The sequence below is a fragment of the Candidatus Merdisoma sp. JLR.KK006 genome (genome assembly GCF_036941035.1).
GTDB lineage: Bacteria > Bacillota > Clostridia > Lachnospirales > Lachnospiraceae > Laedolimicola.
Genome location: NZ_JAYMNS010000055.1, coordinates 1 through 10,406, shown reverse-complemented (window position 1 = coordinate 10,406; position 10,406 = coordinate 1). Strand labels below are relative to the sequence as shown.

Annotated in this window: 13 protein-coding genes and 2 pseudogenes; all 15 read right to left on the bottom strand. The window is 48.3% G+C overall.

The window, feature by feature from the left end; all coding sequences use genetic code 11:
* A partial coding sequence (locus tag VSQ61_RS22170; protein ID WP_334346495.1) for a recombinase family protein occupies positions 1–674 on the bottom strand: 674 nt, incomplete at its 3' end.
* Positions 675–807: 133 nt separating this feature from the next.
* The gene (locus VSQ61_RS22165; protein ID WP_016227620.1) at positions 808–1,005 is read right to left on the bottom strand and encodes a transposon-encoded TnpW family protein; all 198 of its coding nucleotides are present in this window, start codon (positions 1,003–1,005) and stop codon (positions 808–810) included.
* On the bottom strand, positions 1,002–1,853 hold the full coding sequence (locus VSQ61_RS22160; protein ID WP_016227619.1) for an ATP-binding protein: 852 nt from the start codon (positions 1,851–1,853) through the stop codon (positions 1,002–1,004). Before VSQ61_RS22160 ends, VSQ61_RS22165 begins: the two co-directional genes overlap by 4 nt.
* A 63-nt stretch (positions 1,854–1,916) precedes the next feature.
* Complete coding sequence (locus VSQ61_RS22155; protein ID WP_289696120.1) at positions 1,917–2,681, bottom strand: phage replisome organizer N-terminal domain-containing protein; 765 nt, start codon at positions 2,679–2,681, stop codon at positions 1,917–1,919.
* Positions 2,682–2,795: 114 nt separating this feature from the next.
* Positions 2,796–3,182, bottom strand: coding sequence for a cysteine-rich VLP domain-containing protein (locus VSQ61_RS22150; RefSeq protein ID WP_016227617.1), 387 nt, complete (start codon positions 3,180–3,182; stop codon positions 2,796–2,798).
* A gap of 4 nt (positions 3,183–3,186) precedes the next feature.
* Entirely contained in the window at positions 3,187–3,708 is a 522-nt protein-coding gene (locus VSQ61_RS22145) for a DUF5720 family protein (protein ID WP_016227616.1), read from the bottom strand.
* Positions 3,709–3,733: 25 nt separating this feature from the next.
* Positions 3,734–5,365 (bottom strand): relaxase/mobilization nuclease domain-containing protein, encoded by a 1,632-nt coding sequence (locus VSQ61_RS22140; RefSeq protein WP_103242757.1) that lies wholly within the window; start codon positions 5,363–5,365, stop codon positions 3,734–3,736.
* Positions 5,337–5,732, bottom strand: coding sequence for a plasmid mobilization protein (locus tag VSQ61_RS22135; RefSeq protein ID WP_334346494.1), 396 nt, complete (start codon positions 5,730–5,732; stop codon positions 5,337–5,339). Before VSQ61_RS22135 ends, VSQ61_RS22140 begins: the two co-directional genes overlap by 29 nt.
* 470 nt (positions 5,733–6,202) lie before the next feature.
* On the bottom strand, positions 6,203–6,427 hold the full coding sequence (locus tag VSQ61_RS22130; protein WP_302129212.1) for a helix-turn-helix domain-containing protein: 225 nt from the start codon (positions 6,425–6,427) through the stop codon (positions 6,203–6,205).
* Positions 6,399–6,857 carry an RNA polymerase sigma factor gene (locus tag VSQ61_RS22125; protein ID WP_103242755.1) on the bottom strand — a complete coding sequence of 153 codons (459 nt, stop codon included), beginning with the start codon at positions 6,855–6,857 and terminating at the stop codon, positions 6,399–6,401. Before VSQ61_RS22125 ends, VSQ61_RS22130 begins: the two co-directional genes overlap by 29 nt.
* A 63-nt stretch (positions 6,858–6,920) precedes the next feature.
* Complete coding sequence (locus VSQ61_RS22120; RefSeq protein WP_016227611.1) at positions 6,921–7,478, bottom strand: DUF1700 domain-containing protein; 558 nt, start codon at positions 7,476–7,478, stop codon at positions 6,921–6,923.
* 4 nt (positions 7,479–7,482) lie between these two features.
* A complete protein-coding gene (locus tag VSQ61_RS22115) occupies positions 7,483–7,815 on the bottom strand; it encodes a PadR family transcriptional regulator (protein WP_016227610.1) in 333 nt (110 codons plus the stop codon).
* A 348-nt stretch (positions 7,816–8,163) separates the two neighbouring features.
* The gene (locus tag VSQ61_RS22110; protein WP_016300915.1) at positions 8,164–8,304 is read right to left on the bottom strand and encodes a Maff2 family mobile element protein; all 141 of its coding nucleotides are present in this window, start codon (positions 8,302–8,304) and stop codon (positions 8,164–8,166) included.
* Between the two features lie 282 nt (positions 8,305–8,586).
* Positions 8,587–9,738 (bottom strand): annotated as a pseudogene (locus VSQ61_RS22105) (VirD4-like conjugal transfer protein, CD1115 family); the annotation flags it as partial.
* A gap of 152 nt (positions 9,739–9,890) precedes the next feature.
* Positions 9,891–10,406, bottom strand: a pseudogene (locus tag VSQ61_RS22100) (group II intron reverse transcriptase/maturase); the annotation flags it as partial.

Below are 10,406 nucleotides of genomic sequence, written 5' to 3'. Positions count from 1 at the left end.
GTTCTCCCTGTCCGGCGGTATTCCAGCGTTCCCGGCGTGGGGATTTCCTGTTCCGTAAGCATACGGGCTATCTTGGTCGGTCCGTTCCCGGCAAGGCAAAGGCTGTAAATCTGCTTCACCACGGGGGCGGCTTCTTCGTCAATGATGAAATTTTCGTCCTCGTCCATGAGGTAGCCATACACGGGCTTGCTTGTGACAGGCTTCCCACTCATGCCTTTTGAGCGTTTTACCGCCCGGATTTTCTTGCTCGTATCCCTCACCAGCCATTCGTTAAAAATATTTCGCAAAGGCGCAAAATCATTTTCGCCCTGTGCGCTGTCAACGCCGTCATTGATTGCAATGAAACGGACGTTTTTCTGTGGGAAAATCATTTCCGTGTACATTCCCACTTGTAAGTAGTTTCGCCCTAACCTTGACATATCCTTTACGATAACCGTTCCCACAAGCCCCGCTTCAATGTCGGCAAGCATGGACTGGAAGCCGGGTCTTTGGAAATTTGCCCCGGAGAATCCGTCGTCCGTGTACCATTTCAGATTGCCGAAGCCGTTCTGTTTTGCGTAGTTTTCAAGGATTCGCTTCTGGTTGCTAATGGAATTGCTCTCGCCTTGCAGCTCGTCCTCATGGGATAACCTCGGATAAAGGGCGGTGATTTTTTGGGTGGTCTGTCTTAACATGGTTTCCTCCGTTTCCGACAGCCAGCCCACTATTCCGTATGTCTATTATACCATAGGGCGGGGCTGGCTGTACAGTCCTTTTTGTTACTTTATGGCACATAATGTCGGATAAATTTCAGCAAGGAATGTCACTTCACATGGCATGGGCGGCAGTTCCCCCGGCTGCGCTTTCCGCTTCCAGCACTTTCATCATCTTGTCGGCGGCGGTGGCGGTGGTGTCCTGTTTGAAATAGCCGGAAACCACAAGGACGGTATTCCCCCGGCGTACCTCGGTCACGCAATCCGGGCGGCGGGCGGTAGTGGCGGCGTTTCTGTTGGGGGTGTCGGTCATAGGCTCTCCTTTCTGTTCAGCAGCATTTTAAGGCGTTCCATTTTCGCCTGTGCTTTGGCTTTTCTGAAATTCTCCCCGGTAATGCGGACGGGGGTACACATTTCCGTAAGGCGGTCATATATCCGGGCGTGGGCGGTGTCCTCCGGGTTCTGCAATTCTTCCAGCGTCAAATTCGTTGTGACAATCAGCGGCTTTTGGCTGCGGTATCGGCTGTCAATCACGTTATAGACTTGCTCTAAACCGTATTCCGTGCCACGCTCCATGCCGAAATCGTCAAGGATAAGCAGGTGGAAGCTGCAAAGGCGGGAGATATATTCGTTCCTGTCCTTGTAGCTGGCGGCAAGGTCATTGAGGATAAGGGCAAAATTTGTCATGCAGACAGGCACTTCCAGTTTCATAAGGGCATTGGCGATACACCCGGCAAAAAAGCTCTTGCCCGTGCCGACATTCCCCCATAACAGCAGCCCGTGGTTCTCCGCTTTCATATGCCCCCATTGCTCCACATATTCACGGGCAAATTCCATTTGCGGGCATTTCCCGTTGTCATTGTCAAAATTCCATTCCCGCATAGCCGGGTCGGTGAAGCCTTTCCGTTTCAGCCGTTCAACCGTGTCAAAATGTCTGCGTATATCCTCGGCGGCTTGCTGTTCGTCAAGGATTTTCCGCTTGCAGTCACACGCCCGTGGGTGTCGGTCACGTCCGAAAAGGGTCTTGCCCTCCGGAAAGTAGGCTTCTTTGGGCTGGCGGCATTTCCCGCAGTATAAAAGCCCGTCCTCGCCTATGTAGTCCTCCGGCTCTGTTTCCTGTGCCGTGGCAAGCCGGAAAATAGCGTTATCATAATCACACATAAAATCGTTCCTCCTTGTTCATGGTCTTTTACGCCCTGTTTACGGGGCGTTGTGTCTATGCGGTCAAAGGCTCTCGCCCTCTTTGTAGGAATAATCGGGGATTCCCTTTTTCGGCTTCCCCTTTGCCCTGTCATCAGCCGCCCAACGCCGGATAGTGGCGGCATGGTTCTTGTATTTCTTCCCGCTGGAAGCGATATAGCCGGATAGGCGGTCTATGTAATACTCCCATTTGCCGGGAAGTTCCTCTTGCAGCTCCGCAAGCTCTTTTTCTGACAGGAATACATTTTCATATCTGCCAAAAGGGGCGGGGGCTGTCTGTCCTGTTTTTATCTCTCCCTCTCTCTTTATCTCTAACTCTATATCTATCTCTTTCTCTATCTCTATCTCTGGTGGACAAATGTCCGCCACATATGGTGGACGTTTGTCCGCCACGGCTTCCGGCAAGGCTTTCTGTTCCTGCAAAGCCCGCCTTGCCCGGCGTTTGCGCTCCCCCTCGGTAGAGGACTGACCGATTAAAAGCTCAATGTTGCTCATGTATAAAGCCCCGTTCTGCAACGGTTCTACAAGCCCCAGTTTCATAAAAATCTGCAAAGCCCTCTCCACTGTGCCGACTTGCTGGCGGGTGATTGTGGCTATCATCTGTGCGGTGTAGGGGATATTTTCGGCAAGCTGGAGCTTTCCCCCGTTTTTCAGTGATTTTAGGTACAGCTTCAAGAGAATGTTTGAGTAGAGCATACCGTCCTGCATACTTTCCAGCAGCACGATAGCGTCCTCGTCAAAATAGCTCTCTTTCAGCTTTAGGTAATAATATTTGCGGTTGTCTGCCATTCGTTCCTCCTTTGGTCTGTTCTGTGGCTTCTGTTACGCAATTAAAGCGGCTTTTGTGGGGGTAAAGGATAAATGTACCGCCTACCCGTTGAGGGCGGTCAAAAAAGCCTTGATTTACGGGGGTTTGGAATATCCTAAAGCGTGACATTTATCCCTCTGTTTCCGCTTGCGCTGTGTGGCTCTGATTCTTTTCATGCGTCCGGCGCAATCCGGGCAGTATTTCCCCCGGTTGGACTTAGGGAGAAAATACCCGCCGCACTCGGTACAGCGTTTCCTGTCTGCCCGGTGGAGCAGGGCGGCTTCCAGTTTCCCGTCCAGCGGCAGCACGGCGGCAATGAACCAGCGGCACAAGAGGGAATAGCTGATACTCTGTACACATACGCAAGGCTCGCCGTTATCCAGCAAGATACAGTTGCCGTTATCGTAGTTGCAGCACTCATGCACAAGCCGACACGCCGCCCGGTACTGGCGGTAGTCCATGTATGGTGTTTTTGCGCCCATGCCTTTAACGCTCCCTTTCCGGCTTCCTGTCCGGGTACAGCCTCCCGGCGGCTACGGCGGCATGGCTCTTTATCTTGATTTCTCCCCGCCCCTCGCTGGCTCTTGCGTTCTTATAGCCCTCATCAGAGAGGAAATAGCGGTGGCGTTCCCCCGGAAATCCCACGGGGCTGTCGCTGGTCTTTACGTCAAGGACAATCATGTGGCGGGTTTCGGGGAGAAAACGCTCCATGCCCGTCAAGTCATGCCCCTGCATTATCGGCTGTTTCGTCTGTGCCTTTGCTTCCGCAAGCCGCCGCCGGATAGAGTTTTCATGCCCCGCAAGGAAACGGGCTTTGTTGTCGGCTATGAACTGGCTGCACTCCGGCTCTGGTATCTTTTGCAGCTTTTCTATTGCGTTCTCCATGATTACCCTTGTCAAAAGGTCTTTAATCACGGGTACGGTTTCTTTCATGCCGCCTATGGTTTCCGCTTTGGTGGGTGCGGCGTACTGGTAAATCATTTCAAGCTCGCTGTTCGTAAATCTCATTGTGCTACCTCCTGTGGCTGTTTTATTATCGCTCCTGTTCATGCTTTTTCTGCTGGCTCGGTGCGCCCCTCAAAATCTGCTCGATATTTCCCTTGATTGTCTGTAATTCCTTTGTTTTTTCCCGCTTCTCCCGGTACTCGTTGTAAAGCGTGTTCTTCTCCCGTGTAAGCTGCTCAATCTCCGCTTGTAATGTCTTGGACGCTGGCAGCTTGGAGATTCCCTGTGCCTTGAAATACCGGGCGGCAGATTCAGAAATGATAAACTCGCTTTCATGCTGCTCACGGTAGGCTCTCCGGGCTTTCTCCGTTTTCTGCGCTTTAAGTCCGTCACGGGCTGGCTTGGTCTTGATGTACGCTAATAGCTGTTTCTGCAAGTCTTTTTTCTCCCGTAAAGTGCTTTCCACGGTTTTCAGTTCGGCGTGGACGCTGTTCAGTCCCGCACTGGCGGCGGTAAGGGCGGCTTCCAGTTCTTCCGGGGAAGAAAAGCCGGATTCCTCGTATACGCTCATGGTCGCCGCCATTTGCTTCAGATTGTGCAAAGTCGCCCACTTCTCGTAGCCTTTCCCCTTGCCCTCGGCTCTCTTGGCGGCTATGTCTACCATGCGCTGTACTCCGTCATTCTTCGGGGCATTTATAGCGGCTTTATTGCGCTGTAAGCGGTCTTTTATGCTGCGGGGGTATTCCTCTTTGGGTGCGGGTGTTTCGGCGGCTCTGGCGGCGTTCTGCGTGTTTATGGTGAGTGCTTCCAGTATGGCGGCACGGTCAAAATCATCACCTAATTTCCGGGCGGTGATTGGCTTTGTCCTGTCCGGGGTGAGATAGCTCAATCTTCCCCGGCTTTCCTTGACGGTCACGCCTTGCTGTAACAGTTTCCCGGAAAAGTCCTCAAAGGAAACGGCAGAGGACAGGGCGGTGCGGATTGTTTGTCGTAACTTCTCCTTGTCGGTTTCAAACTTGGTCTGTCTGGGCGGCTCTCCTGTGGCGGCAAGGGAAGCGTTCTCTTTATCCAGTGCGGCTTGTCCTTTCCGTTTCGCCCAATACTCACGCTCGGTGACACGGTTCTTGCTCCCATGCAATAAATCAATCTGATAGAGGTTTTCCCGGTGGCACATCTCCATGACTTCCGCTTTGAAATACTCCATAGCTGCGTCCGTACAGCGGTGCTTGCAGCCCTCCCTTGTGTCCGCTGGTCTTTCCATGTAGGGCAGTAGCGGCACTTCCGCAATCCGCAAAGAATTGATTACGATATGCACATGGATGTTGCCGCTGTGGTTATGCCCGTCCGGGTGGGTGCATACAAGGGCTTGGTGTCCGGGGAAATGCTCTTTACAGAACTGCTCGCCCAACTGTTGCGCCCGGTCTACGGATAGCCCATTGTCGGCAGCGTCACGGGGGTCAAAGCTGATGATATAGTGGTGGCTCTTTACGTCCTCCCGCTTTTGGTTCTTGCCGTATTTCAGATTGGAGCGCATACACGCTATGGCGAAATCTTCCCCGCCGCAATTCAGAGAGGAAATGCGGTAATCATCACGGAGAACAAGCCGCCCGTTTTCGTCCAGTGTAGGCTTCATGGTAAACTCGTCATGCTCAAAAGTTAGGTACTGCTCGGCAGCTCCATAGTCGGCATTTTTAGAGCTGATATGTTTGAACGTTGCCAACGGCTTCACCTACTTTCTGCAAGACTTCAAACTTCAAGGCGGCAAGTTCCGCTGTGGCGGCTCGCACTTCTTGGGAGAGGGCGTTATAAGGTGCGCCGTACTCGTTTAGACAGCGGGCTATCTGGTTCAAGTTGCCGCTGATTTTTCCGTATTCGGCTGTTAGCTTCCCAACGGCAGAAAGCAATTCATCATTGACCGTGGAAACGGTGATAACCGGGCGTATGCTTGACTTAATGAGGGCTTGCCGGATAAACTCGGCTTGGCTCATTTTGCAGAGGGTGACACGCTCGGAAAACTCGGCGTATTCTTCCTCGGTCAAGCGTGTCTTGATTACCCGGCGGCGGTGGGGCGTGTTGTATTTTTTCATGGCTGTAAACCTCCTTTCGTGGGTGGATTTTTTCAAGCGGCGCAAGCCGCAAAAAGGCGGGCTTGGGGTGGCAACCCCAACAAGATTCCCGCAGGACAAAATTGAGCGATTAGCGAAATTTGGTACTGTGGTAGAATCTTGCTCTTAAAAAGTGGCGGCTTCCTCTGTGTGGGCTTCCGTCAATACCTTTAGTGCCGCAAGCGGGAATTTCGCCAAAGCTGCGGCGATATTTCTCCCCCTACTACCTACAACACCATGTAAAGCAAAAATGACGGAGATTTACGGAAATTTTCCTCTATTCCTTACAAAACCGCACAAGCCGGAATAGGCGGGAATTTTGAGAAATTTCTTTTTATCCCCCTTTGCACGGCATAATACTGGCGATTTCTGAAAATGCCAAAAATGGGCGCAAAAAAACAGGAAACCTTTTTTGATTTCCTGTCTTGGTGTGCCGTTTTATGTAGCGGCGGTTATTCAGTTTTTCGGTATGTCTGTTCATCAAAACGGAACTTGAACAGGGCAGCGACAAGCCGCTGTTTTATGTTGTCCTCGGTATCCCTGTCGATATGCCCGTTTTCAATGGCAGCGATTCGGATACGCTTGCTGTAATGCCTTAAAACCTCGTCCACGGCTTCCGGCTCGCCGCTGGTCGCCCGGACAATCGTTTCATAGGGCAAAAGGTTCGGATTCCCCATGTGAAAGCACCTCCATTTTCCTTTGCAGGAGTTTTAACGTCCTGCGGATTTGATACCCGGTCGTACTCCGGCAGCGTCCGTACATTTCCCCGATTTCCTGTTGTGTGTAATCTCCGAAAAAGTAAAAGAATATGATTTCCCGGTTTCTCTCCGGCAGAGATAACAGGGCGGCGGCAAGCTCCCCATTGGTGAGGATAATTGTCTGACCGCATATCGTTATGGGGTATTCTTCATAAGGTGCTTCAAAATATTTGTCTGTTGTGCCTAAAGGGTAAAATTTTTCTTCTGTGAGGTATTCAAGGGATATTTCTTTTTGCCGCCGTCTGCTCCTGTCACGCCATGCGTTGAGTGCCGCAAAGCGTATAACGGTCTTGCAAAAACCGTTGAACGTATACATGATATGTTCCCTATATGCTTCTGTGCAAGGCATAAATAATTCCCCCTTTCTCCCACATGGGGCGTTGCATGGTTTATAGTTGCTATTCAATATTGCTTAGATTTCCAAATGCTGTTTAGCTTTGCTGACACCTTTGATATAATAGACTAACAGTTTCCAGCACCCACGCCCAATAAGATACAGAACTACTCCCATGACAATACTGATGATAAAGACAGCTACCGGATTTTCAATCCCGGAAATACCGATATAGTTGGCATAGGGAATACCTAAATTCAGTAGTGAATCAATCAATTTGACAGAACCCATAATAGGAGTAGCTATTGCACAAATGATGAACACAGGGCTGCAAATCGCAAGAACTGGAATTACAATCAAGCCGGAAAGACTTGCAATACTATAATAGGCGCAAATAGCAAGGACTCTATTCCAACTAAAAGAATTGCTTTTTGCAATCAAATCCCCCAGATACGCTTTTGCCAACTCTTTGGGATTGCCCAGCCGTTCAGTAATTTGTTCTGCGGTTTTTCCATCGCCTTGCAATTCAAGGATTTCACTTTTGATTTCTTTCACAATATCAACACGTTCGGATATTGGCAAAGGTTTCAGATACTTTTCAATTTTTTCAAGATAGTCATTTAAAATTTTTTCCATAGTCTTATTCTCCTTTAATTTCATTGATTGCATTTAACAAGTTATTCCATTCTTGAGACATAGCAGAAATATATTCAAGCCCTTTGTCTGTAATGGAATAATATTTTCTCGGCGGCAAACCCTCGGCACTTTCCTGCCATGAGGACGAAACATATTCTTCTTTCATTAGCCGTCTGAGTAGCGGATAAATTGTATTCTCTTTTGCAGCTAAAATAGGATATTTTTCTAATGTGCTGATAATTTCATATCCATAAGATGGTCGCTGCCTTATCATTAACAGAATACAAAAATCAAGTGTCCCACGTTTGATTTGGGATTTCCAATCATCAATATTCATATACTGTACCTCCTTGCTATATATCGTACCACACAGTATATCTAATGTCAATGGTATATCTGAAAAAAATTAAGATTATACATGTTATAAGTAATGCGTAGGATTTCGCCGACGTAGGCACTGTGGGAATGTGCATAACTTGCTGTCTTATGGAGTTGTGGGAAAGTCTGTTTGCAGAATGTGGGAAAGCTGCACTTTAGCTTTTCCATGTTCTGTGAACGGACTTTTCCATGACGGAATAGCAAGTTATACACATTTCCACGGTGCTTATCTTTTGGTCTTTGGTTTCTTTGGTTCGGAATAGTGTGGTGCTGGCTGTCTATCTCTTGTTTTCGGTTACTTGCTTCTTTACCGTACATGAGCATTCGCACCCGGATTATCATTTCCGTATCCTTCGAGCAGGTTGATGACGCCCCACACGCCCACGCCTGCGCCGATTGCTGTTACGACTGTCTTTAATCCTGTTACTGCTGTTGTAAAAAATGCCATGTTTCTACCTCTTTCTTTCTCAAAAATAATTTTTTGTCTGGTTTCCGAAAGAGTTTTTCATGTTAAAATGCCCTGCCTTATGGTAAGATAAAGACAGGGCAATCCTTTAGGAAGAACCCTGCGGGCATCCGGCATATTCAGTTTGGCGATTGGCTATGCCGGGCGCTTTGTTTTGTCCTTTCCCAAGTACATTCAAAACTCTGTTCCACTTCTGGACTTTTTGTCCAGAAGTCCTGTGGCTGGTTTACGAGTTCCCTATTCAGTTTTTTCCATATTCAGTTGTCATGCTTCAATCACGCCTGCATCCTCCACCTCATCAACGGTGTCATTGTCCCTGACTCTTGCTTTACACAGGTTCTTTACATATTTTTCGATGTCTAAGGCGTTCTTGTCGTCAAAATCGGACAAAAGCCGGTACTGCTTGTGCTTGGTGATGTCAAACTTATTGGAGAAAAATGGTCTAACCCCTCTAAGCTGCATGATGCACTTCCCTCCGTCCATGACCGCAATCTCATCTTGGCTCATCAATTCTTTTCCGGTCTTTTGATAATTTAAACCGTAGGACTGCGACGTACCCCTTGTGTCAGAGGTATTGTAAAGGTCTATCGTTTCCTTACCCAAAATTTCCGCCATCTCTTTTAAAGTGGTCTTTTCCTTCCCTCCGAGGAATAAGGTGGTATCACAATTCCCTTCAATGGTGTCAGCGTTGTCCTTGTAAATCGCTTTAAGCTGTGACTTTGACTGCAAGATAATGGAAGCCGATATTTCCCGGCTCCTTATGGTGGCAATCAGCTTCTCAAACTTTGGTATCTGCCCGATGTTTGCAAACTCATCGAGTAAGCAGCGCACATGGACGGGCAATCTCCCATGATACACATCGTCCGCCCTGTCACAGAGCAGGTTAAAAAGCTGCGTATACATGATAGACACGATAAAATTAAATGTGTCGTCAGTATCGGAGATAATGACAAACAACGCTGTCTTTTCATCCCCGATCATATCAAGCCCCAACTCGTCATAGCTTGTCAGGTCACGCAGCTCCTTGATGTCAAAGGGGGCTAAACGTGCGCCACAGCTAATTAAAATGCTTTTGGCTGTCTTGCCCGCCGCCAGTTTATATTTTTTATACTGCTTTACCGCAAAATGCTCCGGCTCTCTTTCCTCCAGCTCATCGAACATCAAATCAACGGGATTTTTAAATTCCTCATCGTCCTCCCTTGCTTCACTGGCATTTATCATGTCAAGCAAAGTAGTGAAATTCTGTTCTTCCTCCACGCACTCATACCAGATGTACCCGATCAGTGCAGTGTAATAGAGCTTCTCGGCTTTCACCCAAAAATCCTCGCCGGATTGCTGCCCCTCCCCTTTGGTGTTTAAGATGATTGTGTTTACGAGTTTCAAAATGTCCTTCTCGCTCCGGATATAAACGAGAGGTTCCGATAGGTAAGCCTTTGATGTTATCTCCAGCTTTTCCCCCGGCTAGCACCGGACATGCGACTTTCACCGCATCCGGCGCCCCATCAAGCATAGTTTCAGCAGTGATACACACTCACTTTTTCACATTAGCTAAATCAGTTTGTTACGATTTACATTGACATTTCTGCCAACCCTGCGGTAACACGCAGTTTGTTTACCTTAGTAATTTGTGCCTTATTCAATTCATACTTCTTTGTCAGTGTAGCGAACTTTATACTGTCTGTTGTTGAGATAAATTCATATCCGGCAGGCGATAAAAGCAACAGATTACGGTAACTGTCTCTGCCATTTTTACACTCATTTGATTTCCTGTAACAAATACAGTGAATCACTTCCAGTTGTTCTCCAGTGATTGCACATTTACCTTCCTGCCCGGCATAGAGAGAGATTCGGTTATCATTGAACTGTACCGTTTCTCCTGTTACCGGGTGGCGCATGAGCCAGAGCATATCTTCAACATTCAGTTTCAGATTGCTGTGGATTTCCATTCTTCCGTCTAGAGTATATAGGTTGATTTTCCTGCTCTTGCGCATTGGTATTTTAAACTGCACATATGCCAGAGGTACTACTGGTGTATCTCCAATCCAGCGCATTTGTTTCGATTTTCCATACCGTTTTTTTATATA

Excerpts from the sequence above, each read along its gene's own strand:
- VSQ61_RS22145 (WP_016227616.1), bottom strand. The coding sequence starts at position 3,708 with ATGAGATTTACGAACAGCGAGCTTGAAATGATTTACCAGTACGCCGCA.
- VSQ61_RS22125 (WP_103242755.1), bottom strand. The coding sequence starts at position 6,857 with ATGCCTTGCACAGAAGCATATAGGGAACATATCATGTATACGTTCAAC.
- VSQ61_RS22165 (WP_016227620.1), bottom strand. The coding sequence starts at position 1,005 with ATGACCGACACCCCCAACAGAAACGCCGCCACTACCGCCCGCCGCCCG.
- VSQ61_RS22130 (WP_302129212.1), bottom strand. The coding sequence starts at position 6,427 with ATGGGGAATCCGAACCTTTTGCCCTATGAAACGATTGTCCGGGCGACC.
- VSQ61_RS22155 (WP_289696120.1), bottom strand. The coding sequence starts at position 2,681 with ATGGCAGACAACCGCAAATATTATTACCTAAAGCTGAAAGAGAGCTAT.
- VSQ61_RS22120 (WP_016227611.1), bottom strand. The coding sequence starts at position 7,478 with ATGGAAAAAATTTTAAATGACTATCTTGAAAAAATTGAAAAGTATCTG.
- VSQ61_RS22135 (WP_334346494.1), bottom strand. The coding sequence starts at position 5,732 with ATGAAAAAATACAACACGCCCCACCGCCGCCGGGTAATCAAGACACGC.
- VSQ61_RS22110 (WP_016300915.1), bottom strand. The coding sequence starts at position 8,304 with ATGGCATTTTTTACAACAGCAGTAACAGGATTAAAGACAGTCGTAACA.
- VSQ61_RS22160 (WP_016227619.1), bottom strand. The coding sequence starts at position 1,853 with ATGTGTGATTATGATAACGCTATTTTCCGGCTTGCCACGGCACAGGAA.
- VSQ61_RS22150 (WP_016227617.1), bottom strand. The coding sequence starts at position 3,182 with ATGGGCGCAAAAACACCATACATGGACTACCGCCAGTACCGGGCGGCG.
- VSQ61_RS22115 (WP_016227610.1), bottom strand. The coding sequence starts at position 7,815 with ATGAATATTGATGATTGGAAATCCCAAATCAAACGTGGGACACTTGAT.